Source organism: Nonomuraea sp. NPDC001699 (assembly GCF_053596455.1).
In genome coordinates this window covers 32862-59767 of sequence record NZ_JBSFGF010000038.1, presented here as the reverse complement: position 1 = coordinate 59767, position 26906 = coordinate 32862, and the positions used below count along the sequence as shown (strand labels likewise).

Annotated in this window: 24 protein-coding genes; 14 read left to right on the top strand and 10 right to left on the bottom strand. The window is 73.3% G+C overall.

The annotated features are described in order from the left end of the window. On the top strand, positions 1-881 hold an 881-nt coding region (locus tag ACWCSU_RS49655), incomplete at its 5' end, for a proprotein convertase P-domain-containing protein (protein ID WP_449943951.1). Between the two features lie 87 nt (positions 882-968). Here ACWCSU_RS49655 and ACWCSU_RS49650 read toward each other — a convergent pair. Continuing rightward, positions 969-2282, bottom strand: coding sequence for a tetratricopeptide repeat protein (locus tag ACWCSU_RS49650; protein WP_449943949.1), 1314 nt, complete (start codon positions 2280-2282; stop codon positions 969-971). 309 nt (positions 2283-2591) lie between these two features. Between ACWCSU_RS49650 and ACWCSU_RS49645 the strand changes: the two genes are divergently transcribed. Beyond that, positions 2592-3152: a GNAT family N-acetyltransferase gene (locus tag ACWCSU_RS49645; protein WP_357708615.1), complete on the top strand. Its 561-nt coding sequence runs from the start codon at positions 2592-2594 to the stop codon at positions 3150-3152. Positions 3153-3176: 24 nt separating this feature from the next. On the opposite strand, the gene ACWCSU_RS49640 is transcribed toward ACWCSU_RS49645, so the two are convergent. The 4 genes from ACWCSU_RS49640 to ACWCSU_RS49625 form a co-directional block, all read right to left on the bottom strand. Then, positions 3177-4244: an MBL fold metallo-hydrolase gene (locus ACWCSU_RS49640; RefSeq protein ID WP_449943946.1), complete on the bottom strand. Its 1068-nt coding sequence runs from the start codon at positions 4242-4244 to the stop codon at positions 3177-3179. A gap of 94 nt (positions 4245-4338) precedes the next feature. Then, a complete protein-coding gene (locus ACWCSU_RS49635) occupies positions 4339-5166 on the bottom strand; it encodes an alpha/beta fold hydrolase (RefSeq protein WP_449943943.1) in 828 nt (275 codons plus the stop codon). Between the two features lie 81 nt (positions 5167-5247). Beyond that, the gene (locus ACWCSU_RS49630) at positions 5248-5721 is read right to left on the bottom strand and encodes a cupin domain-containing protein (protein WP_449943940.1); all 474 of its coding nucleotides are present in this window, start codon (positions 5719-5721) and stop codon (positions 5248-5250) included. A gap of 25 nt (positions 5722-5746) precedes the next feature. Continuing rightward, a complete protein-coding gene (locus ACWCSU_RS49625; RefSeq protein ID WP_357708606.1) occupies positions 5747-6787 on the bottom strand; it encodes an alpha/beta fold hydrolase in 1041 nt (346 codons plus the stop codon). A 182-nt stretch (positions 6788-6969) separates the two neighbouring features. Between ACWCSU_RS49625 and ACWCSU_RS49620 the strand changes: the two genes are divergently transcribed. From ACWCSU_RS49620 to ACWCSU_RS49590, 7 genes are all read left to right on the top strand, one after another. Beyond that, positions 6970-9201: an ATP-binding protein gene (locus tag ACWCSU_RS49620; protein ID WP_449943937.1), complete on the top strand. Its 2232-nt coding sequence runs from the start codon at positions 6970-6972 to the stop codon at positions 9199-9201. A 113-nt stretch (positions 9202-9314) separates the two neighbouring features. Next, positions 9315-9995, top strand: a complete 681-nt coding sequence (locus tag ACWCSU_RS49615) for an alpha/beta fold hydrolase (protein ID WP_449943934.1) — start codon at positions 9315-9317, stop codon at positions 9993-9995. Positions 9996-10038: 43 nt separating this feature from the next. After that, the gene (locus tag ACWCSU_RS49610; RefSeq protein WP_449943931.1) at positions 10039-12930 is read left to right on the top strand and encodes an ATP-binding protein; all 2892 of its coding nucleotides are present in this window, start codon (positions 10039-10041) and stop codon (positions 12928-12930) included. Between the two features lie 105 nt (positions 12931-13035). After that, positions 13036-13815 carry an alpha/beta fold hydrolase gene (locus tag ACWCSU_RS49605; RefSeq protein ID WP_357708597.1) on the top strand — a complete coding sequence of 260 codons (780 nt, stop codon included), beginning with the start codon at positions 13036-13038 and terminating at the stop codon, positions 13813-13815. Continuing rightward, entirely contained in the window at positions 13812-14621 is an 810-nt protein-coding gene (locus ACWCSU_RS49600; protein ID WP_449943928.1) for an alpha/beta hydrolase, read from the top strand. Before ACWCSU_RS49605 ends, ACWCSU_RS49600 begins: the two co-directional genes overlap by 4 nt. 94 nt (positions 14622-14715) lie before the next feature. Further along, positions 14716-15525 (top strand): alpha/beta fold hydrolase, encoded by an 810-nt coding sequence (locus ACWCSU_RS49595; RefSeq protein WP_449943925.1) that lies wholly within the window; start codon positions 14716-14718, stop codon positions 15523-15525. Between the two features lie 22 nt (positions 15526-15547). After that, positions 15548-16330, top strand: coding sequence for a MerR family transcriptional regulator (locus tag ACWCSU_RS49590; RefSeq protein WP_357708591.1), 783 nt, complete (start codon positions 15548-15550; stop codon positions 16328-16330). 15 nt (positions 16331-16345) lie between these two features. Here the strand turns inward: ACWCSU_RS49590 and ACWCSU_RS49585 are convergent, their stop codons facing one another. Genes ACWCSU_RS49585 through ACWCSU_RS49575 form a run of 3 tightly spaced genes read right to left on the bottom strand, consistent with a single transcriptional unit; the run spans position 16346 to position 18533 of the window. Then, positions 16346-17365 carry an alpha/beta fold hydrolase gene (locus ACWCSU_RS49585; RefSeq protein ID WP_449943921.1) on the bottom strand — a complete coding sequence of 340 codons (1020 nt, stop codon included), beginning with the start codon at positions 17363-17365 and terminating at the stop codon, positions 16346-16348. 26 nt (positions 17366-17391) lie between these two features. Beyond that, positions 17392-17871, bottom strand: a complete 480-nt coding sequence (locus ACWCSU_RS49580) for a DinB family protein (RefSeq protein WP_449943919.1) — start codon at positions 17869-17871, stop codon at positions 17392-17394. Positions 17872-17921: 50 nt separating this feature from the next. Next, positions 17922-18533, bottom strand: a complete 612-nt coding sequence (locus ACWCSU_RS49575) for an SAM-dependent methyltransferase (protein WP_449943916.1) — start codon at positions 18531-18533, stop codon at positions 17922-17924. An 87-nt stretch (positions 18534-18620) separates the two neighbouring features. Between ACWCSU_RS49575 and ACWCSU_RS49570 the strand changes: the two genes are divergently transcribed. From ACWCSU_RS49570 to ACWCSU_RS49550, 5 genes are all read left to right on the top strand, one after another. Continuing rightward, entirely contained in the window at positions 18621-19211 is a 591-nt protein-coding gene (locus ACWCSU_RS49570; RefSeq protein WP_357708583.1) for a helix-turn-helix domain-containing protein, read from the top strand. Positions 19212-19362: 151 nt separating this feature from the next. Beyond that, positions 19363-20481 carry a carboxylate-amine ligase gene (locus ACWCSU_RS49565; protein WP_449943913.1) on the top strand — a complete coding sequence of 373 codons (1119 nt, stop codon included), beginning with the start codon at positions 19363-19365 and terminating at the stop codon, positions 20479-20481. Positions 20482-20514: 33 nt separating this feature from the next. Beyond that, entirely contained in the window at positions 20515-22302 is a 1788-nt protein-coding gene (locus ACWCSU_RS49560) for an N-acetylglutaminylglutamine amidotransferase (RefSeq protein WP_449943910.1), read from the top strand. After that, a complete protein-coding gene (locus ACWCSU_RS49555) occupies positions 22302-24122 on the top strand; it encodes a S9 family peptidase (RefSeq protein WP_449943908.1) in 1821 nt (606 codons plus the stop codon). Before ACWCSU_RS49560 ends, ACWCSU_RS49555 begins: the two co-directional genes overlap by 1 nt. A 104-nt stretch (positions 24123-24226) precedes the next feature. Further along, positions 24227-25405 carry an amidohydrolase gene (locus tag ACWCSU_RS49550; RefSeq protein ID WP_449943905.1) on the top strand — a complete coding sequence of 393 codons (1179 nt, stop codon included), beginning with the start codon at positions 24227-24229 and terminating at the stop codon, positions 25403-25405. 70 nt (positions 25406-25475) lie between these two features. Here ACWCSU_RS49550 and ACWCSU_RS49545 read toward each other — a convergent pair whose 3' ends face one another. Further along, entirely contained in the window at positions 25476-25967 is a 492-nt protein-coding gene (locus ACWCSU_RS49545) for a hypothetical protein (protein WP_449943902.1), read from the bottom strand. A 58-nt stretch (positions 25968-26025) separates the two neighbouring features. Further along, on the bottom strand, positions 26026-26904 hold the full coding sequence (locus ACWCSU_RS49540; RefSeq protein ID WP_449943899.1) for an alpha/beta fold hydrolase: 879 nt from the start codon (positions 26902-26904) through the stop codon (positions 26026-26028). Positions 26905-26906: the final 2 nt, after the last annotated feature.

Below are 26906 nucleotides of genomic sequence, written 5' to 3'. Positions count from 1 at the left end.
CCTCCTCGGTGACCGGCGTCAGCATCCAGAAGGCCGGCAAGATCTACATGGGCGCCCTCAACCGCAAGACGTCCTCCTGGCGTTACACCAACATCCGGGCGGCCTCGGTGGCCGCGGCCATCGAGCTGTACGGCGCCAACAGCGCCGAGTGCAACAGCACCAAGGCGGCCTGGAGCGCGGTGAGCGTCACGGCGGCCTCCGGCGAGCCGGCCTGCGGCACCGCCGGCCCCGACTTCTCGCTGTCGCTGAACCCGACCTCGGGCAGCGCCCTGCCGGGCGCCACGACGACGACCACGGTCGGCACCCAGACCACCTCGGGCAGCGCCCAGACGGTCACCCTGACCGCCTCCGGCCTGCCCAGCGGCACCACCGCCAGCTTCAACCCGTCGTCGGTGACCTCTGGCAACTCCTCGACGCTGACGCTGTCGGTCGGCGCCTCGACGGCGCAGGGCACCTACCCGATCACCGTCACGGGCACCGGCACCGGCTCGACCACGCACAACGTGACCTTCAACCTCACGGTCGGCACCGGCAACCCCGGCGGCCGGACGTTCACCAACGACACCGACTACCAGATCAGGGACTACTCCACGACCACGAGCTCGATCACGTCCAACGCGACGGGCACCGCGGCGTCCCCGGTTAAGCTGTCCATCACGATCAGCCACACCTGCGCCGAGGACCTGAACATCCGGCTCCGCGGCCCGAGCGGCACCTACTACCTGGTCGACGCCTACGGCGGCACCTCCTGCACGCAGTACGGCACCAGGACCTTCACGGTCCCGGTCAGCCAGCAGGCGGCCGGCACCTGGACGCTCGACATCCGGGACGTCTACTTCGGTGACACCGGTTTCCTGGACTCCTGGACCATCACGGTCTGACCGTCGGACTCAGGGGTAGCGGGCCCCGGCCGGTCATCCGGCCGGGGCCCCTTCACGTCGTCGTGCGACCACCGGTCCGCACGATGATCAGGTGGCCTTGCCGCGGACGAGGTAGAGGTTCATGCCGGTGAAGTCGAGGGTGACGTTGTAGGGCTTGAAGAAGCAGTGGGCGAAGTGGGCCAGCCCGTCGAAGCCCGTCCCGTAGGGCCAGGGCACGTTGACCGGCATGTTCGGGTCGGCCTCGCAGTAGACGTGCCGGGCGACGGCGTCACCGAGACGGATCTCCTTCGGGTAGCAGGGATAGGTGATGGTCGGGTGGCTGTGGGCGAACGTCTCGATCGGGCGGTCCTGGTCGGTGCGCACCCCCAGGCGCTTGGCCACGTCCCCGGGCATGCCCGCGGCGATCTCGCCGAACCCGCCCAGGTTCACCCCCACCACCCGCTGTCCGGAATCGGCGATGCTGCCCACGCTGTGCAGGTTGTGGTCGCGGGCCAGCCACAGCGGCAGAGGCGAGGTCCCCGCCCGTGCCGCGGCGGCGCGTGCCTTCCTGGCCGTCTCGGGGGTGCGGCGGCGCAGGATCAGCTGCCGGCCGGCGTAGTCGAACGTGGTCAGCAGGTGGTAGAAGACCCACGTGCCGATCATGCCGTCGCCGTCGGTGCCGACGTCGCCGCCCGACTCCGTCGACGACCAGCCCACGGGGACGTTGCGCAGTTCGAGGTCGCCCAGTTTGAAGGACTCCAGCACCCCGTAGTAGACCCAGATGGGGGTGCCCTCGAAGTCGGTCTTCTGGCTGACCACGGGGGTCAGCCCGGCCTCCTTGGCCACCGACGCGGTCAGGCTCAGATTCGGGGCGCCGGTGTAGAACGTGAACTTCTTCGCCGGTCCGCCGTTGACCGAGGCCTCCACCAGCGGCCTCGGGTCCATCTGCTGGAACCGGACCCGGCCGACGTCGCCCTTGATCTGGTACGGCTCACCGCTGACCGCCGCGAACCACTTGGCGTAGTCGTCCACACCGGCCGCCTTCCAGCAGGGGACGGAGAGGGCGAACTTGTCCTGCCGGATGTAGCAGTCGCCCAGCAGTTCGTTGGCCTCCTTGTCGCCGGGCGCCAGGCTGACCGCCATCTTGAGGTATTTCTCGGCTTCGGCGAACCGGTTCGACAACAGCCCGACATGGCCACGCCCGCGAGCCGCGCTCAGGTTCTGGGGGTCCCTCTTCAGGATCTCCTCGTACGCGCGGCCGGCCTGCTCGAACTTCCCGGCCTTGAACAGCGCGTCCGCGTCGCCGCCGCCGGTCGCCGCCATGGCCGCGCTCTCCAGCAGCGGCGCGGTCGCGGCGGCGCCGGCCAGCACGGCGGCGCCCCGGAACAGCGACCTCCGGTCCCAGATTCCGTCATCGGTCAAAGCCTTCTCCCCTTCGTGATCGTCTTCGCCGCGACTCGCCGTGCGGCGGACGGTCACCGCACACGCCGGCACCGACGTGCTGTGATCCGCGCCTTCAGTGAAGGCGGAAGCCTGTTGCCGTGGCGTATGCGTTTTTCGATACACCGGCGAGATGTCGCGCCGCCAGGACGATCTCTCGGTCGTTGCTCGTTCCCGCACCTCACCAAGGGTGTCGAGGAGCTGCCGCATCCCGTCGACCAGGCCGCTCCACTCGGCTCACCCCCGTGAGAAGATCTCGCAGAACGGGTGAAGCATGGACGGAAGGCAGCGATGTTCGCGATTTCCCTGGGTGACGACGGCGCCGAGCTGCGTCCGCTGGAGCCCTGGCGGGCCGAGGAGTTCCTGAGCCACGTGGACCGGGGACGCGAGTTCATCGGACGGTTCATCTCCCTGCCCGACCTCGTCACCGACCTGGAATCGGCCAGGGCGGTGCTCCAGGAGTACGCGGACAAGGCGGCGGCCGACATCGGGCGCATCTACGGCATCTGGGCCGACGGCGAACTGGCCGGCGGCGTGCTGTTCCGGACGATGGACGTCCGGCACGGCACCGCCGAGGCGGGCTGCTGGCTGGAACCGTCGGCGGCGGGCAAGGGCCTGGTGACCCGGGCCCTCCGCGTGATCATCGACTGGGCCGTCGAGGAACGCGGCATCCACCGCGTGGAGTGGCAGGCCGCGGCGGGGAACACGGCCAGCATCGCCGTGGCCCGGCGGCTCGGGATGACCAGGGACGGCGTACTGCGCGAAAGCCACCTGCACCGGGGCGAACGGCACGATGCCGAGCTCTGGTCGGTGCTCGCCCCGGAATGGCGGGCCAGCCGCCGACGGCCCTGAACCACCGGACGCCGGGCCCGCCGGTCAGGGGTGGATGCCGAAGGGGCCGAGCAGGCCGGTGTCGATCCGCATGGACTCCAGCAGGCCGTACGCGTTGTCCTCGGTGAACACGTCGGCGGCGGCCAGCCTGCCGAGGTAGCCGGCGACGACCGGGGCGGCGGCCTGCCGGGCGACCGCGTCCAGGTAGCCGGCGAAGATCGCCCACGCGTTGCCCGCCTGGCCGTACTTGTCGAAGAACGGCGCCGGGTCGAGCCTGGCGACCGTGTCCCGGACGCTGGTCCGCAGGTCGGCCAGGTACCGCTGTTGCAGGTGCCCGTCGGCGCGGGTGCCGAGACGGCCGAGATGGCCGCCGACGAGCGTGCGCCACGGATATCTCATGGCGATGTCGTGGGCCCGCAGCCAGCCTGGGACGTCCTGGGAGACGGCGAGGTTCTTGAACGGCACCCAGCCGGGATAGAGCACGTCGACCACCATCAGGGTCTCCTGCTCGGGGGCGTGGACGAAGATGTTGTCCGGTGAGTGGTTGGGGCCGTGGTGGGCCAGTTCGAGACGCTCGCCGCCGACCCGCAGCACGTGGTGGTCGTCGAAGGTGACCGTGGGCGCCGGCCGGTTCGGGTCCGCGTCCCGGCGCAGGAACCTCGCGGTCTCGGTGTGGGCGATGCGGACGACGTCCTTGCCGAAGATCGAGGCGGCTCCGATGTGGTCGGCGTGCGAGTGGGAGTAGACGAGGTGGGTCACCTGCCGGGGGCGGCCGTTGGCCCGGGTCACCTCCTCGACGGCGCGCAGCAGGTTGTGCCCGATGGTGGGCGGCGCGTCGACGAGGACGACGCCCTCCCGGGTGGTCAGGAACATGGCCTGGTAGGAGGAGTCGGTGACCCAGTACAGGTCGCCGTTGATCTGGCCGACGAAGTAGCCCTTGTCGTTGAGCGCCGGGCCCTTCGACGCCTCGGGGATGGGTGCGTAGTCGGGCAGGGTTCCGGAGGCCGCCGCTTCGCCGGTGCCGAGCAGGCCGGCGGCCAGGGACAGCGCCGACGCGGCGGTCGCCCGGCCGAGGAAGGTTCGCCTGCTGGAGCGGGCGGTGGTGTGGATCATGGGGATCGTCTCCGTTCGGAAGGTGTGCGCGGGACGGGCGTCCGGGCCGGGGCCGCGCCTGCCGCGGCTCCGGCCCGGTGGATCTCGCGCGGGATCAGCGGACGGTGCGGGCCGCCGCGGTGATGACGGCGGCGGTGGCGTCGGGGCGGGAGATCATGATCACGTGTGAGGCGTCCTTGACCTCGCTGGTGTGCGCGCCGGCGCGCTTGGCCATGAACCGCTGGGCCGCGGGCGGGATGGCCTGGTCGGCGCCGGCGACCAGGTACCAGGAGGGGATGGCCTGCCAGGCGGGCGGCCCGCTCGGGGAGCCGAGCGCGGCCAGGGAGGCCGGGCGCTGGGTGGCGGCCATCAGGGCGGTGTCGCGAGCGGGCAGGTCGGCGGCGAAGGCGGCGCGGAACGCCTCGCCGTCGATGTAGGCGTCGGTGCCGGTGCCGCCGCCGGGCAGCGGGTACTGGCGGGTGACCAGGCTGGTGGGCAACCGGCTGCCGGGGAACCGGCCGGTCAGGTCGAGCGCCGACTCGGCCTGCTCGGGGGCGAACGCGGCGACGAAGACCAGCGCCTTGACGTTGGGGTGGCCGGTGGCGGCGTTGGAGATGACCGCCCCGCCGTAGGAGTGGCCGACCAGGACGACCGGCCCGTCGACGGAGGAGACGACGCTCGACAGGTAGGCCGAGTCGCCCGCCAGGTCGCGCAGGGGATTGGCGGGGGCGATCACCGGGTAGCCGGCCCCCTGGAGCCGGGCCACCACCTTGTTCCAGCTCGACGCGTCCGCGAACGCGCCGTGGACCAGCACCACGGTGGGCTTGGCCGTACGCCGGGCCGCCGCGGTGGCCGGCGATGAGAAGGCCGTGACCAGGACGGCCAGGACGGCCAGCGCCAGCGGCAGCAGGATCCGGATTCCCGGCCGGGTGTGTGGGGACATTGCGGAGCTCCTTGGTAGCGGGGAAGTCGTCGGGTGGGGCGGGAACGTCGGGTGGGGCGGGAACGTCGGGTGGGGCGGGAACTAGGCCACCGGGGGAGGACCGGCCACGCGCAGCCGGTACGCCATGGCCGAGGCGACGACGGCGTCGAGGTCGAAGGCGGCCGGCACGTCGTTCATGCCGGAGCCGGGCGAGCCGTTGGCGGCGAACCAGTCCTCGATGCCGGCGGGGCCGAAGGCGACGACCATGCGGGCGTCCGGTGAGCGGACCAGGTAACTGTGCGGGACGCCGCGCGGGCCGTGCGCGACGGAACCGGCGTGCAGGTCGTGGCGGTCGTCCCCGACGAAGAAGGTGATCTCGCCGTCGAGCACGATCCAGATCTCGTCCTCCGCCTCGTGGACGTGCAGGGGTGGCGCGTGGCCCTCGGGGTCGGTGAACTCCATCACGCTGAGGGCGCCGCCGGTCGCCGCGCCCGGCACCAGGACGCGGGCCCGGCCGCCGAGGAACCAGAAGGGGTCGCGCGGGTCGCCGGTGCGGGACGGACGTGGTCTGTGCATGGGGGCTCCTGTTCCGGGCGCCGGGTCAGCTCTTGGCGAGGAAGCGCAGGAGGGTGCGGGTGAGCTGCCGGGGCTGTTCCTCGAAGATCCAGTGACCGGAGTTCTCGACGACGATCCCGGTCACGTCCTTGGCGTACCGGCGGACCTGGGCCGGGACGAAGTCGCCGAGGCTGCCGCGGGCGCCGATGGCGAGCACGGGCATGGTGAGCTTCTTCGCGCCGTACACGCGGTTGTCGGCGACGTCCTCGGGGAGGGCGCGGAACCAGTCGAAACTCGCCCGCAGGTGGGCGTCGTCGCGCAGGTAGCGGGCGTACTCGCGGACCTGTTCGTCGCCGACGCCGTTCTTCTTCACCTCGAGGGAGTCGGCGAAGCTCTCCACCCACTGCTCCTCCCTGCCCTTCACCATGCGCTCGGGCAGGCCGTTGGTGAGGCTGAAGTAGCCGAAGTTCCAGAAGCCCGGCCCCTTGGCGGTCAGGGACGGGAAGGTGAACAGGCTCTTGTCGGGGATGGGCGCCTCGCTGAGGACCAGCCTGGTGACGTCGCGGGGGTGGGCGGCGGCGTAGGCGTAGGCGACCATCGTGCCGATGTCGTGCCCGACGAGCCTGATCTTCCGGTTGAGGCCGAGCTCGGTCAGCAGCCCGTGCACGTCGGCGGCGAGGGTCTTCTTGTCATAGCCTCCGGCGGGTGCGTCGCTCCTGCCCGCGCCGCGCAGGTCCGGCGCGATGACCGTGTAGTGCTCGGCGAGTTCGGGCAGGACCTCGCGCCAGGTGTACCAGGTCTGCGGGTAGCCGTGCAGCAGCACCAGTGTCGGGCCGCGTCCGCCGCGCACGTAGTTGATCGCGACGTCGCCGACGCGGACCTTCTTCTCCTGGAAACCCGCGGGGAGGCGCGGCTCCCGGCCGGTCTCCGACGGCGTCCCGGAGACGACGGCCGTGACGGGCGCCCGCGCGGCCTGGGCGGAGGCGGCGGGTGCGAGGGAGGCGAGCAGGCCGATCACCGCGATCGGGACGACGACGCCGGGGCGTCGCAGGCGGTTCGCCGGGGGCTTGGGCAGTGCTGTGGTCATGGCCAAACCGTAGGAACCGGCCCGGCCGCCGGGCGAGCGTCACCTGACTGCGTCACCCAGCGCGACGTGGCCGCGGCACCGGGAGGCGGCCCGAGGTGGCCGCCGAGCTCGCCGTAAGCTTTGGGTGATCTCCACCGGACGCGGCGAAGGAGCACTCGATCACCACACCCGGCTTCGCGGAGGTGCTGCGCCGCCACCGGCACGCGGCACGTCTGACACTGGAGCAACTCGCCGCGGCCTCAGGGGTCAGCGACCGGACGCTGTCCGACATGGAACGCGGACGCAGCAAGGGCCCCCAGCACCGGACCGTCACCGCCCTGGCCGACGCCCTCGGCCTCGGCGACGCCGACCGCAGGCACCTGGTCGAGCTGGCGCGGGAGGGCCGCCTGCGCGATCACTGGGCCCGCCCGACCGGGCTGTGCGAGCTGCCGCGCTCCGTCGACGACTTCACCGGCCGCGTCGCGGGACTGGCCTGGACCAGCGAGCTCCTGCGCGCCGGGGACGCGCCGGGCGCCGCGGGCGTCGGGCTCATCACCGGCTCCGCCGGGCTGGGCAAGACCACCTTGACCATCCGCGCCGCCCACACCCTGCGGCCCGACTTCCCCGACGGGGTGTTCTTCCTCGACCTGTTCGGCATGTCCCCGCAGCCCCTGCCCGTCGAGGAGGCCCTGGGCCTGCTGCTTCGCGCCCTCGGCGTCGCCGACCAGCAGATCCCGGCCGACGTCACCGGGCGGGCGTCCATGTACCGGTCCCTGCTGCGCGACCGGCGCGTGCTGATCGTGCTCGACAACGCCGCCTCCGAGGAGCAGGTCCGGCCGCTGCTGCCGGGCGGCGGCGCGGGGAGGGCCCTGGTGACCAGCCGCCGCCTGCTGGCCGGTCTGGAAGGGGTGCGCAGGCTCGCCCTCGGGCCCCTGCCCCCGCAGGAGGCCACCGAGCTGCTGACCGGGATACTCAAGGACCGCGGCGCCGCCGACGACGGATCGGCCGTCGGGCGGCTCGCGCAGCTGTGCGGCGGTCTGCCCCTCGCGCTGCGGATCGCCGGAAATCGGCTGGTCAGCCGGCCCGGCTGGAACGCCGCCGACCTAGCCGCCCGGCTGACGAACGAGGAGCGCCGCCTGGACCAGCTCAGCGCCGGCGATCTCAAGATCGCCACCGCGTTCGGGCTGTCCTACGAGCAGCTGGCCAACGCGACGCGACGGCTCTTCCGCCGGCTCGCCCTGGTGCCGGGCCGCGACTTCGACGCCGCTCTGGCCGCCGTGGTGGGCGGCACGTCGATCGAGGAGGCATGGGACGCCCTCGACGAACTCGTCGACCTCGGTCTGCTGCAGGACAACGCGTCGGGACGCTACCGCTTCCACGACCTGGTCCGGCTGTTCGCCCGCGACCGGCTCCAGCAGGAGGAATCCACGGCCGAGCGCGACGCGTTCACCGCGGCGATGATGTCGTGGCTGCTGCGGACGGCCACGATCGCCGGGCGGTGGTTCGATCCCGGGTACGGCGATCCCGGCCGAGCCGACCCCGATGCCGCTGAGCTGTCCTCCTTGGAGGAGGCCGACCATTGGCTGCGCGTGAATGCGGACAACTGGCTGGGCGCGTTACGTCACGGGGCCGGCATCGGCCGGTTCGCCGCCGTCCTCGACTGCGCCGAGGCGATGGACTGGTTCTCCGACCGGTGGATGCACGCGCCGCACTGGCACGAGGTCTTCACCCTCGGCGCCGAGGCCGCCGCCGCCCTGGGCGATCAGGCCCGGCAGGCCACGCAGCTGAACATGCTGGCCTGGGTCCATCTGCTGCCGCGAGACGATCCGGAGACCACGCTGCGGTACACGGCCCAGGCGACGGACCTGGCCACCCGCAGTGGTGCCACGATCCAGGTCGCCCTGGCCCACCACCATGCGGGGGGCGCGCTCCGACGGCTCGGGCGGCTCGACGAGGCCATCGCGTCGGAAACCCGGGCGGCGGAGATCTACCAGGCCAACGGCGACATCGATCGGTACTGCCACTCTCTCGGCGGCCTCGGCACCTGCCTTCGCGATGCCGGACACTACGCCGAGGCACTGGAGCAGTACCTCGGCTTGCTGGACCTGCTGAACGACGACCGCTCGGGGACGACTCCGAGCGTCGCGGCGCTCCTCCGGCCGATCGTGCTGGCCCGTGTCGGCGAATGTCTGGCACTGCTCGGCCATCGGGCTGAGGCGATCAGCAAGCTCACCGAGGCGATCAGCCTCATGGAGCAGGGCCGGTTGGCCTTCCCGCAGGCCCGCACTCTGGAGACGCTGGCGGCCCTGCTGGCCGAGGAGGACCGGACCGGCGAGAGCCACCAGGCCTATGCGCGGGCGGCCGAGGTGTACCAGGCCATCGGCGATGCCGAGGCGAGCAGCCGCTGCCGTGATCTGGCGATCGCCGCATCCTGACCGTTCCGCGCTACTTCTGCGTCCTGTTCTGCGTGGCCGGACGACGAGCGCGCGACTTGGATGGAGGGCACCAGGACAGGCGCCGGGCCTGTCCGTCCGGCTCAGGAGCGACCATGACCGCCATCAGGAACGTCGTGCTCGTGCACGGCGGTTTCGTGGGCGGATCCGGCTGGCAGGGCGTCTATGACGAGCTGACCAGGGACGGCTTCCGTGTCCACGTCGTGCAGCATCCGGCGCTGTCGCCGGCGGACGACGCCGCGCTGACCCGCCGGGTCCTGGACTCCCTCGACGGCCCGGCCGTCCTGGCCGGCCACTCCTACGGCGGGGTCGTCATCGGCGAGGCCGGCGCCCACCCCAACGTCACGTCGCTGGTCTACGTCGCCGCGTTCGTCGCCGACGAGGGGGAATCGGTCGGCGCCCTCAGCGCCGCGTCGCCTCCGGGCGCTCCGGCGCCGCCCCTCCTCCCGCCGCGGGAGGGCCTGCTCTTCCTCGACCGTGACAGGTTCGCCGCCTCCTTCGCCGCCGACCTGCCCGGCCAGGTGGCCGCTTTCATGGCCGACTCCCAGGTCCCGTGGGGCGTGGACGCCCTGGACGGGCCGGTCGGCGAACCGGCCTGGCGGCACAGGCCCAGCTGGTACCTCGTCGCGACCGAGGACCGGATGATCCCGCCGCCGGCTCAGCGCTGGATGGCCGGGCGCGCCGGGGCGAAGGTCGTCGAGGTCATCGGCGGCCACGCCGTGCACGTCTCCCAGCCCGTCGTCGTCGCCGACCTCATCCGCGAGGCCACGGCCTGACGGCTTAGGAACTGAACCCATCAGTGAAAGGCCGGAACCCCTCATGACCCGCGTTCCCGAAGAAGGCGCGACCTCCGACCGCTGGGACGCCACCCCGGCGGACGCCGTCACCGTGATGGTGCGATCCGCCGGCCGCAGTGACGGCGGGTTCGATGGACGGGAGCCCTGGGGCAAGCGATCATGGCTGTATATGCCAGTAAATCAGCCAGTAAGGGCACTTTTCGGGCGAGAGTGCGAACAGCGGCGGCTCGGCGAGTTCGTGGACGGCGTCCGCCAGGGCGGCGGGGCGATGCTGGTGCGAGGCGAGGCGGGGATCGGGAAGTCCGCCCTGCTGCTGGACACCGCGAAGGTCGCCGCCGCGCGGGGCATGCGGATCCTGCGGACGGCGGGGGTGGAGTCGGAGACGCACATGCCCTTCGCCGGCCTCCACCAGGTGCTGCTTCCGCTGCGCACCGAGATCGGGCACCTGCCCGCCCCGCAGCGAGACGCGCTGGGAGCGGCGTTCGGGCTGACGGACGCCCGGGTGCCGGACCCGTTCCTCATCGCCCTGGCGGCGCTGAACCTCCTGGGCGAGGCCGCCGCGCGCTCGCCCGTCCTGCTCCTCGTCGAGGACGCCCACTGGCTGGACCGCGCCAGCGCGGACGTGCTCGCGTTCGTCGCGCGCCGGCTGGACTCCGAACCCATCGTGCTGCTGGCCGCGATCCGCGACGGCTTCCCGAGTTCCCTCGACGGGGCAGGGCTGCCGGAACTGCTCCTCGACCGGCTCGACGACACCGCCGCGACCGCCCTGCTGGACGTCCACAGCCCCGCCCTGACGCCGACCGTGCGCACCCGATTGCTGCGCGAGGCGGCGGGAAACCCGCTGGCCCTGGTCGAGCTGCCGATCGCCGCGGAGACGCAGGACGGGAAGGGCCCCCTGCCGCCGGGCTGGCTCCCGCTGACCACCCGGCTGGAACAGACCTTCACCGCCCGCATGTCGGGACTGCCGCCGGTCCTGCGGACCATGCTGCTGGTGGCCGCGCTCAACGACAGCCCCGCACTCCCGGAGATCCTCGACGCCACCGCGCTGATCACCGGCGCGCCGGTCACGGCCGACGACCTGAATCCCGCCGTGGCTGTACGGCTGGTGGACGTGCACGAGGCCGGACTGTCGTTCCGGCACCCGCTCATGCGCTCGGCGATCTACCAGGGCGCGAGCATCTCCCAGAGGCGCGCCGCGCACGCCGCCCTGGCCGAGGTCCTGCACGACCGGCCGGACCGTCGCCTCTGGCACCGGGCGGCCTCCACCCCCAGGCCGGACGAGAGCATCGCCGCCGAGCTGGAGACCGCGGCCGCGAGCGTGCGGCGCCGGGGCGACCTGCTGTCGGCCGTCGCGGCGCTGGAGCACGCGGTCAGGCTCAGCGAGGACCCCGCCCACCGGTGCGAACGCCTGGTGCGGGCCGCCGAGTACGCGGCCGAGATGGGACGCCGCGACGTCGTCACGCGCCTGCTCGGCGAAGGCGAGCTGCTGCGGCTGTCGGCCCGGCAGCGGGCCCGCATCACGTGGATCCGCGAGACCTTCGAGGACGGCATCCGTGACGACAGCGCGGCCGCCCATTCGCTGGCCGACCTCGCCGAGAGCATGGCGGCCCAGGGAGACGTCGATCTCGCGCTGAAACTCCTGTCCAGCGCGTCCTTGCGGTGCTTCTGGGCCCATGCCGACGAGCGGTCGCGGCAACGCGTCGTCACCGTGGCCGAGAGCATGCCCGTCGACGAACTGGACGGGCGGTTGCTGACGGTCCTGGCGTTCGCGGCCCCCGTCGAGCGCGGCGAGGTCGTCATCGAGCGGCTTCGCCACCTGGCCGCCCACCCGGCCGGCGGCCCGGCTGCTCGGCTGCTCGGCAGTTCGGCGTTGATGGTGGGGGCGTTCGACCTGTCGGAGGAGTTCTGCGCCGCGTCGCTGCCCGTCCTGCGCTCGCAGGGCCGGCTCAGCCTCCTGGCGCGGGACCTCGGGGCGCAGGCGTGGAGCGCGGCCCGGCTGGCCGACCTGAGCGTGGCCATCCCCGCCGCCGAGGAGGCGGCCCGCCTGGCGTACGAGACGTCCCAGCCGCTGATGCACGCCATCGCCCAGGCGTCGGGCGCGATGCTCGCCGCGCTGCGCGGCGAGCAGGATCGCGTGGAGAGCCTCGCGGTGGCGGCCGAGCAGGTGGCGCTGCCCGTCGGAGCCCGTCCGGTGCTGGCCACGGTGCAGCTCGCGCGCGGCCTGGCCGCGCTGGGCGAGGGACGGTACGGCGACGCCTTCGACCACCTGCGACGGATGCACGACCCCGCCGACCCGGCCTTCCACCTGGCGCTGCGCTGCTTCTCCCTGGCCGAGCTCGCGGACGCCGCGGTGCACAGCGGTCAAGGTCACGCGGTGGCGGGCATCGTCGAGGAACTGGAGGCGGTCGCGCTCACCACGCCGTCGTCGTCCTTGCACGCCGACCTGCGCTACGCCCGGGCCGTCCTGGCCGACGAGGCGGCGGCGGAACCCTACTTCGACGCCGCGCTCGCCGCCGACCTGCGACGATGGCCCTTCGTCCGGGCCCGGGTGCAGCTGGCGTACGGGGAGTGGCTGCGGCGCCAGCGGCGGACGGCCGAGTCGCGGGCGCCCCTGCGCATGGCCCGCGAGACGTTCGACGCCTTGGGGGTGATCCCCTGGAGCGAGCGGGCACGTCAGGAGCTGCGGGCCTCCGGCGAGAGCAGCCGCACCCGCACCAGTGAGCCGCGCGACGTCCTGACCGCGCAGGAGCTCCAGATCGCCCAGATGGCGGCCGACGGTCTGACGAACCGGGAGATCGGCGAGAAGCTGTATCTGTCCCGCCGGACCGTCAGCTCCCACCTCTACCGGATCTTCCCCAAACTGGGCGTCACCTCGCGGTCGGCGCTGAACTCGGCCCTGCGCGCGTCCCTCTGACCTCACCGCCGCGCTGCGGTTGACGCCGAGTGACGCTGGGTGGCGCTGGGTGACGCAGTCATGTGACGCTCGCCGGGCCCGCGGAGGGCTTCCTACGGTGAGGCCATGACCACAGGCACATCGTTCAAGAACGGCAGCACGCCGACCGTCGTCCTGGTCCACGGCGCCTTCACGGACGCGTCGAGCTGGGCGGGCGTGATCGCCGAGCTCCAGGAGTCCGGCATCCCCGTCACCGCGGTGGCCAACCCGCTGCGCGGAGCGGCCACCGACGCCGCCTACCTGGCCGGCGTCGTGGCCGCGATCGACGGTCCGGTCCTGCTGGTGGGGCACTCCTACGGCGGTGTGGTCATCACCGTGGCCGCGGCCGAGCTGGACAACGTCGTCGGGCTGGTCTACGTGGCCGCCTTCGCCCTGGAGGAGGGGGAGAGCGTGCTGGACGTCACGGGCCGTTTCCCCGACAGCCTGCTGGGCCCGGCGCTGCGGCCGGCCGTCCTCCGCACGCCCGACCGGGCGGAGGCCGTGGAGCTGTACCTCAGGGAGGACCGGTTCCCCGTCGTGTTCGCCGCCGACCTGCCCGAGCGCCTCACCTCGGTGGCGGCCGCCGCGCAACGCCCGATCGCGGCCGTGGCGTTCGAGGAGAGCTCTCCGGACGCGAGCTGGAAGACCCTGCCGTCCTGGTACGTCGTGGCCACCGCCGACCAGGCGATCCACCCCGACGCACAACGTTTCATGGCCCGGCGCGCCGGGGCCGACACCGTCGAGGTCGAGGCGTCGCACGCGATCGCGCTGTCACGACCGGCAGCCGTGGCCGGCCACATCCGCACCGCCGCGACCGCGCCCCACGCGGTCGGGCACACCCGTCCGGCACAGAGGAGCAACCGATGAGCGCATCGACCATCCCCGTCATCTTCATCCACGGCCTGTGGCTGCACGCCACCTCCTGGTCCTCCTGGATCGAGCTGTTCACGGCCGCCGGGTACGACGCCACGGCCCCCGGCTGGCCGGGCGACGGCGACAGCGTCGAACTGTCCAGGAAGGACCCCGACAGCATCGCCGACCACGGCATCGACGACGTCGTCGCCCACTACACGGAGATCATCAACGCCCTGGACGTCAAGCCGATCCTCATCGGCCACTCCTTCGGCGGCATGATTGCCGAGAAGCTGCTCGGGCAGGACCTGGCCAGGGCCGCGATCGCGATCGACGCCGCCCAGATCAAGGGCGTGCTGCCGCTGCCGCTGTCGGCGCTGCGCTCGACGCTGCCGGTGTTCCGGAACCCGGCCAACAAGCACCGGGCCGTCTCCCTCACCCTCGACCAGTTCACCTACGCGTTCGGCAACGCCGTCCCGCCGCAGGAGGCCGCCGAGCTGTACGAACGCTGGACCATCCCCGCGCCGGGCAAGCCGCTGTTCGAGGCCGCCGCCGCCAACTTCTCCCCCCACTCGCCCGCCAAGGTCGACACCGGCAACAACGTCCGGGGGCCGCTGCTTCTGATCGCCGGCGGCAGGGACCACACCGTCCCGGAGACCGTCACCAAGGCGACACTCAAGCAGTACCGGGACTCCACCGCGATCACCGACTTCCAGGAGTTCCCCGATCGCGGCCACTCGCTGACCATCGACCACGGCTGGCGCGAGGTCGCCGACGCCTGCCTGACCTGGCTCGTCAGAAACGGCCTGCGGACGAGCTGAGCACGCCCCGCGGCGTTGACCACCTTCCCCGGCCAACGCCGCGGTCGCGCGGCCGCTTGACCCTGACGCAGGGTCAATGTCCCAGCATGGCGGCATGACCACGACAACCCGTACGAACCGCACCCCGTCCGGCGACCTGACGGTCCACCACGACGGCGTCACGATCCCGCTGTCCCGCGGCGGACGGGGACGCCCGCTGGTGTTGTGCCCCGGACTGAACTCCACCCAGGACGGCCTGCGCGAGCTGATCGAGCTGCTGCGGCGCGACCACGAGGTGGTGACCTTCGACCTGCGGGGCCACGGCCTCACCTCGGCCGCCGACCGGTACTCCTTCGAGTCGTTCCTCGGTGACCTGGACGCCGTGATGGCGCGGGTGGGACGGCTCGGCCTCGACCAGGCCCCCGTGCTCGTGGGCTACTCGCTGGGGGCGGACCTGGCCGTGCACCACGCCGCCGCCCATCCCGGGAGCGTCGCCGGGCTCGTCCTGATCGACGGGGCGAACCCGGTGCCCGAGCCGTTCCTCACCGAGGACGCCCTGCCGGAGTTCCGCGCGATGTGGACGGAGCTGGCCGCCCGGCAGCGGGCCGAGCACGGCACCCCGCGCCAGGTGCTGCTCACCGCCGAGCAGATCCTCGACCTGAACGTCGAGATCGACGCGGTCCGCTCCGGCATCCTGTCCCGGTACGAGAGCATCGACCGGCCGATCACCATGATCATGTCGACCTCGATGGCGGGCGGCGGCGACGAGCGGGCGGCGCGGTTCGACCGGAACTGGCGGGCCGGGGTCGAACGGCTGGTCCGGCGGCGGCCGCACATCGCCACGTCCTGGGTCGACGCCGGGCACGGGCTGGTCTTCACGCACGCCGCGCAGGTCGCCCGGATCGTCGGCCGGGCGGCCTCCTGACCACTTCTGGGAGGCTGGTGCGGTGCTGACCATCGGGGAGCTGGCGTCGTACGCGGGGGTGACCGTGCGGGCGGTGCGGCACTACCACGCCAAGGGGCTGCTGCCCGAGCCGGAGCGGGACCGCTCCGGCTACCGCAGGTACGACGCCGCCGCCGTGGTCGAGCTGATCAGGATCCGCACCCTGGCCGAGGCCGGGGTGCCGCTCGCGCGGGTGCGGGAGCTGCTGGGGGCCGGGGAGGAGGAGTTCGCCGCCGCGCTCGCCGACATCGACCGGCGGCTGCTCGCCGAGATCCGGCAGCGGCGGCGTCACCGGGAGCGGATCGCCCGGCTGGCCGCCGGGGACAGCCTGGCGCTGCCGCCGGAGGTGGTCGGGTACCTCGACCGGCTGCGGGCCCTCGGCGTGGACGAACGGATCGTCCGGGCCGAACGCGACGGCTGGATCCTGCTGGCCGCGCACTCGCCCGGCCGCGTGCCGGAATGGATGGCCCGCAAGCGGGAGCAGCTCGCCGACCCGGACTTCACCGGCTTCTTCCGCATCCTGAGCCGGGCCCTCTCGCGCTCCGCCGACGACCCGCGGCTGGCCGGGATGGCCGACGAACTGGCCGCCTACCTCACCCGGCTGGCCGCGGAGCGGGGCGCGGGCTACGTGGACGACCTCGACGTCGAGCCGTCGTTCGTCCAGCTGATGGACGGCCTGGCGTTCGACGCCGTCCCACCCGCGCGCCGGCTGATCGAACTGCTGCGGCGGCGCGGCTGGACCGGCTGGACCAGGCTGGAACGCGTGGACCCGCCGCCCGGCTCGTGAGGCCCGGCGGCCGGCTCAGCCGTCGAGGAAGCGTTCCAGCTCCGCGGTGACGAAGCGGGGGTTCTCCTCGACCAGCCAGTGCCCGGCGCGCGGCACGTCCACCGCGCGGACGATCTTCGTCAGCCGCGCGGACACCGTGGCCCGGATCGCGTCGAGCTGCCCTTGGGCGGTCATGAGCAGGGCCGGGACGCCCACCGGCGCCGCCGCCTTCGTGTCGCGGACGTCCTGGTCGAGAGCGCGGTAGAGCTCGAAGCCGCCCGACAGGGCCGCCGGTCGGCTGTAGGTCCTGGCGTACTCGGTGATCTCGGCCTCGGTGAACGGCGACCTGTCGGAGGTGCCGCCGAACGCCGTCCCGCCGTAGGAGACCTGGGGGTAGAACAGCGCCAGGTACTCGCGGACGTCGTCGCCCACCACCGCCTCGGGCACCCGCCGCTGGGAGTGGAAGGCGATGTGCCAGCTCAGCGACCGGTACGTGGCCGCGTCGACGGCCGGGCCGGGCAGCGGCAGGTCCAGGTAGCCGAGGCGGGCGGTGTCGCCGGGGAACTGCGCGGCGTACTGGAACGCCACCGCGGCGCCGAAGTCGTGGCCGACGACGGCGGCGTCCCGGACGCCGAGCCGGTCGGCGATCAGTTTGTGCACGTACCGGGCCAGGGTGGCCTTGTCGTAGCCGGTCGGCGCGCCGGTGCTGTCGCCCAGCCCCGGCAGGTCCACGGCGTAGACGGTGTGGTGCCTGGCGAGCTCCGGCATGATCGGCCACCAGCCGTACCAGGTCTGGGGCCAGCCGTGCAGCAGCACCACCGGCGAGCCGCCGCCGCCCTTCACGTAGTGCATGCGCACGCCGTCGACGTCGGCGAACCCGTGCCGGAACGTGCTCCCGAACCGCGGATCGTCCTGGGTGGCGGCGGCGTACGAAGGCGCGCCGGCGGCGGTCGGCGTCGAGCAGGCGGCGGTGATCGAGAGCAGGAGGGCGAGCGCGACGGCCGCCACCCTGGAACGGGCCGGGCGGCCCGGCGCCCGCCGCAATACGGTGATCATGTGGTCCTGTCCTGAGAGTGGCGGCGTCAACGGCCGGTCGTGCCGTCGATCAGTTCGCGGAGGATGTCGGCGTGCCCCGCGTGGCGGCCGGTCTCCTCGATCATGTGGGCGAGCGCCCACCGCACGCTGGGCGCGGGACGGCCCGGCCGTGGGCGGGGGAGCGGCGCGCCGAGGTCGGCGCACGTGTCGAGCACGGCGTTCGCCTGTTCGACCGCCTCCCGGTAGCGGGCGACGACGTCGGCCGCACTGTCGTCCGGCGCGGCCCGGAACGTCGCGGGCCAGGAGGTGACCTCCGCGCCGAGGAAGATGGCGCGTTCGACGTGGGTCAGGTGGTGCAGCAGGCCGAGCAGGTTCGTGCCCGAGGGCACGGCGGCGGTCCTCGCCCGCGGTTCCGGGGCGCCCTCGACCTTCGCGGCGATCGAGGCGCGCAGGTAGTCGAGGAAGCCGCGCAGGGTCTCCGTCTCGCTGCTCCCGGTGCGGGGCGGCGGGGTGTCGCGACGGCGCACGGGTCTCTCCCTTCCTGGTTCTGTACGAGGGTCCTGGTTCTGTACGAGGGTCAGCCGGTCCGGCGGACGAGCAGGACGTGGTCGGTCACCTCGGCAGTGCGCCCGTCCGGTCCGGTGGCCAGGCGGCGGGGCGCGTCGGCCCGCTCGGTCGTCCAGGTCGCCGCGTCCAGGGCGAGGCCGGCGGCGACCTCCTGGGGGCTCGGGTGGCGTACGCCGGGGTCCTGGTTCCACGACCAGGGCGCGGTCGAGCCGTGGTCGACGACCAGCAGGCGCCCGCCGGGACGCAGGGCGCGCGCGGCCGAGCGCAGGACGGCGGTGCGGTCCAGGTCGTCCGGCGTGTGCAGGTAGTGGGCGCAGATCAGGTCGAACGCGCCGGAGGGGAAGGAAGTGCCCAGGTCATGACGTACGGGGGTGAGCCGGTCGTCCAGGCCGTGCCCGCGCGCCAGGGCGGCCAGCCGATCGACCGCCACGGCCGAGACGTCGGCGGCGGTGACCCGCCAGCCCCGGCCGGCCAGCCACAGGGCGTCGCCGCCCTCCCCGCATCCCAGGTCCAGCGCGTCGCCGGGCGGCAGGCCCGCGACCAGTTCGGTGAGGCGGGCGTTCGGCCGCGGATCGGTCGCGGCGGGACGTGCCGCGTACACGTCGTCCCAGAACTCGCTCATCGAGACTCCTTCCGTCGGTGTGTGCTCCATCCGACCAGGGGGCCGCCGATCTGGCACGAAAACTTGCGGTTATGGCAAGATGCCTGCATGCAGGACGACATGGACGAGGTGCTGGGCGCGGTCGGGCCGCGCCTTCGCGCGCTGCGCCGTCATCGGGGCATCACCCTCGCCGACCTGGCGACGACGACCGGGGTCTCGGAGAGCACGCTGTCCCGGCTGGAGAGCGGGCAGCGCCGGGCGACGCTGGAGCTGCTGCTCCCGCTGGCCCGCGTCTACGACGTCCCGCTGGACGACCTGGTCGGCGCCCCGCGCACCGGCGACCCCCGGATCCACCTCAAGCCGATCACCCGGTTCGGCATGACGTTCGTGCCCCTGTCCCGGCGGCCGGGCGGGATCCACGCGTTCAAGATGATCATTCCGCCGCGGGCCGAGCCGCTCGAACCGACCCCGCAGACCCACGACGGTTTCGAGTGGCTCTACGTCCTCACCGGCAGCCTGCGGCTCGTCCTCGGCGACCGCGACCTGACGCTGCCGGCCGGCGAGGCGGCCGAGTTCGACACGTCCATGCCCCACTGGCTGGGCAGCGCCGACGGCGGCCCGGTGGAGCTGCTCATCCTGTTCGACCCGCAGGGGATGCGCACGCACATCCACGCCGACCCGCACCGGCCCGCCCACTGACGCGTCCGGCGGCCCATCCACGGCCTGACCTTCACTTTGTTGCGGACAACAGGTGCCGAAGCCCGTTTTCGGGGGAGAAGGGAGTGGCTTCGAGTGCCTAGTGATGGGAGTGGTGACCGTGAAGGGGTCCGGGGGAGCGATTCGGGTCGGTGTGGAGGAGGAGTTCCACATCATCGACGCGAACACACGCCGGGTGACCGCGCGGGCGGGGGTGCTGCTGAGCGCGCTGCCAGAGGAGAGCTTCACGCACGAGCTGCAGCGGTCGATGGTCGAGGCCAACAGCGCGCCTTTCCTGGACCTGGACGACCTGGCCCGCGACCTGTGCCGGCTGCGGCGCAGGCTGATCGGCACCGCCGACGAGCTGGGGCTGGGGATCGCGGCGGTCGGCACGCCGCAGCTCGCCGACCCGGACGAGGTGAAGGTCTCCCCTGACCAGCGTTACGAGAAGATGCTCAGCGACTTCCAGGTGCTGACCCGTGAGCAGCTCATCTGCGGCACGCACGTGCACGCCGAGGTGCCCGACCCCGATCTGGCGGTCGTGGTGGCGCACCGGCTGACGCCCTGGCTGCCGCCGCTGCTCGCGCTCAGCGCCAGCTCGCCGTTCTGGGACGGGGCCGACACCGGCTACGCCAGCTATCGCACGCTGGTGTGGCAGCGGTGGCCGACGGCGGGGCCCATGGGCAGGTTCGACTCGGCGGCCGACTACCAGGAGATGGTGCGAGGACTGATCCGGTCAGGGGTGATCACCGATCCGGGGATGATCTACTTCGACGTCCGGCCCTCGCAGCACGTGCCGACCGTGGAGCTGCGGATCTGCGACGCGTGTCCCCGGGTGGAGGACGTCGTGCTGATCGCCGGGCTGTTCCGGGCGCTGGTGGCCAGGGAGCTGGCGGCCGCGCGCCGCGGTCACGGGCCGGAGGTGCAGCTGGAGGCGGCGCGCGCGGCGACCTGGCAGGCCGCCCGGTGGGGGCTGGAGGGTGAGCTGGTCGATCCGGTGCACGGGGTGCCGCGCCCGGCGGGGGAGGTGGTCGAGGGCCTGGTGGCGGGCCTGCGTCCGCAGCTGGAGGCGGCCGGGGACTGGGAGCTGGTGACGGGGCTGACCCGGCAGATCCTGGGGACGGGCACGTCCGCGGCCCGGCAGCGGTCGGCGTTCGCGAGGCGGGGCAGCCTGGTGGACGTGGTCGACCTGGTGCTCAGCGAGACCCGCGTGTGCGAGTGGGACCGGCCGACGGGGGACCACGACCTCCCTTCGTGCCGGCCGGCGGCTTGATGACGGACGTTCGGCGAGGCGGGGGGCTGAGGCATGTGCGGGTTGAGCGGCGAGTTCAGGTTCGACGGCGAGGAGGCCGACGTCGGCGCGGTGGGCCGGATGACCGACGCGATGCACGATCGCGGGCCGGACGGCTCCGGCCTGTGGGCGCAGGGGCCCGTCGCGATGGGCCACCGGCGGCTCAAGATCATCGACCTGTCGGAGAAGGCCGCCCAGCCGATGGTGGACGCCGGGCTCGGCCTGGCGGTGGTGTTCAACGGCTGCCTGTACAACTACCGTGAGCTGCGCGAGGAGCTGCGCGGCGCGGGCTACCGGTTCTACTCCACCTCCGACACCGAGGTGCTGCTGAAGGCGTACCACCGGTGGGGGGTCGCCTGCGTCGACCGGTTCAAGGGCATGTTCGCCTTCGCCGTCCACGAACGCGACAGCGGCCGGCTGGTCCTCGGCCGCGACCGGCTCGGGATCAAACCCATGTACGTGACCCGCGACGCCCGCCGCCTGCGCTTCGCCTCGACCCTGCCCGCGCTGGTCGCCGGCGGCGGCACGGACACCGGGATCGACCGGGTGGCGCTGCACCACTACATGACCTTCCACTCGCTCGTGCCCGGCGAGCGCACGATCCTCGCCGGGGTGCGCAGGCTGCCGGCGGCCACCGTCCGGGTCGTCGAGGCGGACGGCACGAGCGCCGATCACCGCTACTGGAACCCGTCCTACACCCGCTCGGCCCTGCCCGAGCAGGCCGGGCTGAGCGACGAGGAGTGGCGGCGGGCCACCCTGGAGGCCCTGCGCACGGCGGTGCGCCGGCGGATGGTCGCCGACGTGCCGGTGGGCGTGCTGCTCTCCGGTGGCCTGGACTCCAGCCTCATCGTGGCGCTGCTGGCCGAGGAGGGGCAGAGCGGCCTGACCACCTTCAGCATCGGCTTCGAGCCGGCCGGCGGCGAGCAGGGCGACGAGTTCGCCTACTCCGACCTGGTGGCCGACCGGTTCGGCACCGACCATCACCGCATCAGGATCCCCGACGCCCGCCTGCCGGCGGGGCTGGAACGGGCGGTGGGCGCCATGAGCGAGCCGATGGCCAGCCACGACTGCGTCGCCTTCTACCTGCTGTCGGAGGAGGTCGCCCGGCACGTGAAGGTCGTCCAGTCGGGCCAGGGCGCCGACGAGGTGTTCGCGGGCTACAGCTGGTTCCCGCCGCTGGCGGACGTGCCGCGCGAGCAGGCGGCCGACGTCTACCACCGGGAGTTCGCCGACCGTCCGCACCACGAGCTGTCCGGCGTCCTGACGCCCGGCTACCTGGTGGAGCAGGACGTCAGCGGCGACTTCATCAGGGACCACGTGGCGCGTCCGGGCGCCGACACCGCGCTCGACGCCGTCCTCCGCCTGGAGACCACGGCCATGCTCATCGACGATCCGGTCAAACGGGTCGACAACATGACCATGGCCCACGGACTGGAGGCCCGCACGCCGTTCCTCGACCACGAGCTGGTCGAGCTGGCCGCCGCCTGCCCCGACGGGCTCAAGCTGGCCCACGGCGGCAAGGGCGTGCTCAAGGACGCCGCCCGCCGGCTGCTGCCCGCGCAGATCATCGACCGGCCCAAGGGCTACTTCCCGGTGCCCGCCGTCCGGCACGTCGAAGGGGACCTCCTGGAGCTCGTCCGGGAGGCGCTCACCAGTCAGGCCGCCCGCTCGCGCGGCCTGTTCCGGCCGGAGTTCGTCCGGCGGCTGCTGGCCGACCCCGAGGCCGACAGGGCGACGACGGGCGTCAGCACGCTCTGGCAGCTCGGCCTGCTCGAACTGTGGCTCCAGGCCCACCACGTGTGATGCCGGACATCCTCGGCGGCCTGTCGCACCTGCCGTCACCCGCCGCACTGGACGCCTGGAGCTGCCGACGGCCGACCCTGGCGCCGGACAACAGCGCCGTGGCCTTCGTCAGCGACCGGGACGGCACACCCCGGCTGTGGGTCCAGCCGCTCGGCAAGGGGCTGGACGCCTGGGAGATCGACACCGGCCCCCAGCCGGTCGTGGACGTGAGCTGGGGGCCGACGGGCGAGCGGCTGGCCGTCCTGCTGGCCCCCGGCGGCGGCGAGCACACGCAGGTGTGGACCGTGCGGCCGCACGGCGGCGAGCTGCGGCCGCTCGCCCTCCCGCACGGGTCCGCCGCGCTCGTCCGATGGACCGGCCGGGGCGAGTCGGTCCTGCTGGCCGAGACGTCCGCCACCGGCCTGACCCGGGCCGAGCTGGCCGACGCCGCCACCGGCGCGCGCCAGGTCATCGCCGTGGGCGAGCTGCTGTGGCCGGCCGCCGTCAGCCGCGACCACGCGCGCATGCTGCTGCGGCGCGGGCCGCGCGGCCTGCGCCGGATGCACGCCGCCGACGCCCTGCCCGGCCATCCGCCGGGCGGCGAGCGCGACCTGCTGCCCGGCCTGCGCGGCTCGACCGACCAGGGGGCCCTGTCGCCCGACGGCGAGATCGCCTACCTGGTGTCGGACGCCGGCCGCGACCGGGCCGCGCTGCTGGCGGTGCGGCGCAACGCCTACCCCGTCGTGCTGGCCGAGCGGCCGGACGCCGAGCTGGACCAATTCGCGCTCAGCGCCGACGGCCGCCGCGCCGTCCTGGTGTGGAACGAGCACGGCCGCTCGGCGCTGGACGTCGTCGAGCTGCCCGCCGCGCACGTCCGGCCGCTCCCGCCGCCGCCCGCCGACGTGGTCACCTCGGTCCGCGTCGCCTGGGACGGCGGCACGGCGGTGCTCGCCGCCGAGAGCCCCGAGGAGCCCTCGCACGTGCTGCTGTGCGACCTGTCCGCCGGGACGTACCGGTACGCCGCCGGGGCCGGCCGGCTTCACGAGGCGACCGGCGCCGAGCTGCTGCGCTTCCCGGCCCGCGACGGGCTGGAGCTGGCCGCCTGGCTCTACCGTCCCGTGCACGCGCAGGGGCCCGCGCCGTTCGTCGTGTCGCTGCACGGAGGGCCGGAGGACCAGGAACGTCCCACCTTCAACCCGCTCTACCAGAACCTCCTGGCGGCCGGGATCGGCGTGCTGGCGCCCAACGTACGCGGTTCGGGCGGGTACGGGCGGGCCTTCCGCCAGGCCGACGACCTGGCGCTGCGCTTCCGCGCCGTCGAGGACGTCGCCGACTGCGCCGCGGCGCTGGTGCGGACGGGCGCGGCCGACCCGTCCAGGCTGGCCTGCATGGGCTGGTCGTACGGCGGCTACCTGACCCTGGCCGCCCTCGTCACCCATCCCCGGCTCTTCCGCGCGGGTGTGGACATGAGCGGCATCGCCGACTTCGAGACCTTCTACGCCCGTACGGAACCGTGGATCGCCGCCGCGGCGGTGTCGGAGTACGGGCACCCGGAGACCGACCGGGACCTGCTGCGCGCCCTGTCCCCGCTGCGCGCCTTCGACCGGCTGACCGCCCCCCTCCTGGTCGTGCACGGGGCGCAGGACACCAACGTGCCGGTCCACGAGGCCCGGCAGGCGTTCGAGGCGGCCCGCGCCCGCGGGGTGCCGAGCGACCTGCTGATCTTCGAGGACGAGGGCCACGACATCCGCAACCGGTCCAACCGGATCAGCCTCGTCTCCAAGGTCCTGGACTGGCTCGACCACTACCTGTGGGCCTCCCCGTCCGCGCCTCGACCTTGATCGGGCGTCCGGAGGCGGCCATCATGGTGGCGGTCCCGTCGTGGTGGAGGCACGGCGCGACTCCGCGGCCCCGTCCTCCGCCCACCGGCCCGGAAGGACCGCGCGTGACCGACCTCGACACCCGCCTGCGCGCCTGGCGGCACGACCTGCACCAGTGCCCCGAACCGGCCTTCGCGGAGCACGCGACGAGCGCCTACGTCGCCGGGACGCTGGAGGCGGCGGGCCTCGACGTCGTCCGGGGCGTCGGCGGCACCGGGGTCGTGGCCTCCCTGACCAGGGGTGGCGGCGACCGCGCCATCGGGCTGCGGGCCGACATGGACTGCCTGCCGCTCGACGAGCCGGGCACCCGCGCCCACGCCTCCCGCAACCCCGGTTTCATGCACGCCTGCGGCCACGACGGGCACATGGCGATGCTCCTCGGCGCCGCCGCCGTCCTCGCCGCCGAGGGCGGCTTCGACGGGACCGTACGGTTCGTCTTCCAGCCCGCGGAGGAGCCCGGCCGCGGCGCGCGGGCCATGCTCGACGACGACCTGCTCGTACGCTTCCCCGTCCAGGCCATGTACGGCCTGCACAACCTGCCCGGCGTCCCCGCGGGCCACCTCCTGACCCGCGCCGGGGCCATCATGGCCGGGGAGGACAACTTCGAGATCCGTATCCGGGGACGCGGCGGCCACGCCGCCCGTCCGCACATGGTCGTCGACCCCATCGTCGTGGGCGCCGAGATCGTCCTGGCCCTGCAGACCGTCGTCGCCCGCAACGTCGACCCCGCGCTGCCCGCCGTCGTCTCCTGCACCGACTTCAGCACGGACGGCGTGCGCAACGCCATCCCCGGCGAGGTCGTCATCACGGGCGACACGCGCAGCTTCGACCCCGCCGTCGGCGAGCTCATCGAGGACCGGATCCGCCGGCTCTGCGAAGGCATCGGCGCGGCCCACGGCGCGACGTGCGCCGTCACCTACACCCGCGAGTTCGCCACCACCGTCAACGATCCCGCCTGCGTCGCCGAGGCGGTCGGGGCGGCCGTCGCGGTCGCCGGCGAGGAACGCGTAGACCCGGACTGCGCGCCCGTCATGCCCAGCGAGGACTTCGGCGTCTTCGCCGAGGCCGTGCCGGCCTGCTTCGCCTTCCTCGGCAACGGCACCGAACCCGGCCGGGGCGGCGACCCGCTGCACAGCAGGCAGTACGACTTCAACGACGCCGTCCTGCGGACCGGGACGGACTTCTACGTGACGCTGGCCCGCCGCGTCCTGAGGGGCGACGCCGCCCCGATGACCCCGGGCTGACCGCCCGGTTCCTCCGGCGTCCGCAGGTCGACGGGGCCGACGGGGCCGACGGGGTCGATGGGGCCGGTCGTCAGCCGGCGTCCCGGCGCGGGCCGGTCCACGTCTGCGTGACCGGGCCGTCCGGGAGCGTGACGTCCAGCTCGCGGCACCACGGTCCCGGCGGCGTCCAGCCCTCGGCCGGCCTGAAGGTCACGCGCAGCCGGCGGGCCGAGGGCGGGACCACCCCGCCCAGGTGGCGGCTTCCGTGCGCGGCCCGCCCGCCCCTCGAGTCGTAGGCGCCGTTGTTGTCGCCGCTGTAGTCGGTGCCGAGGTCGTCCTCGGTGGACAACATCCAGTACCAGAAGAACGGCCCCTTGCTGTCCGTCTCGTCCTCCCGCACCCCTGGGACGAACTCGTAGTGCAGCAGCCCGCCGCCGTCCGACAGCTCCAGCCCGCGGGCGACCACGTGGTGGCCTTCCAGCAGCTCCCCGAGGTCGAGGTCGAAGGCGAGGTCGAGACGCCTCGACCCGTCCCACCTGGCGAAGTAGGCGTCGGTGGCCGTACGCGGCGGAATGCTGATCATGACCCCCATCTTGGGACATGAGGGAGAACCCGGCCAACCGGTATTCCGCGGCGCGCGCTCACCCGGCCGTGTGCGCGAGGACGGCGGCGGCCAGCTCCTCGTGCACCTCCGGCGGCAGCGTGTGCCCCATGCCCGCCACGATCATCAACCGCGCCCCCGGCACCTGCTCGGCGATCAGCGCGCCATGGCCCGGCTTGGCCGGCTCGTGGCTGCCCTCGATCACCAGCGTCGGCGCCTTGACCTGGCCCAGCACGCCCACCGGCTCGAAATCGGGCTTGGCGCCCGCCGCCAGCCGATGGTTGACCGTCGCCGACAGGTCCCGGGCCCGGTCGTAGATCCGCTCCTGCGCCCGGCGCGCCGCGTCCTCGTCGAACGGCAGCCCGGTGCCGTGCAGCAGCCGCTGCTCGGCGATCATGCCGTCGATCGCCGCCCGCCGGTCCGCCGGCGGCGGGGACGCGATCAGCGCCTGGTAGAAGGCCACGAACTCCGGCGCCGGCTCCGGCAGGCTCCCCTCCGGCTGCGGCTGCCCGAGCAGCGCCCGCATGATCACCTGGCCCTCGCCGCCGCCCAGCGGCGAGGACCCGATCACCGTCAGCGAACGCACCCGCTCCGGCCGCTCCACCGCCACGAACTGCGCCAGCAGCCCACCGGCCGAATGACCGACCAGGTGCGCGCTGTCCAGGCCGTGCGCGTCCATCACCCGGTAGACGTCGTCCTTGATGGCCTCCCACGTGTACGGATCGGCCTCGAAGTCGACGGTGTCCGACATGCCGGTGTCGCGGTGGTCGTACCGGATGACCCGGCGGCCGCCGGCGGTCAGGCGGCCGACGAACTCGTCCGGCCACAGGACGCCCTGCGACATCGAACCCATGATCAGCAGAATCGGCTCGTCGTTCTCGGCGCCGAACTCTTCGCTCCAGATGTTCACGTTTTGCATGA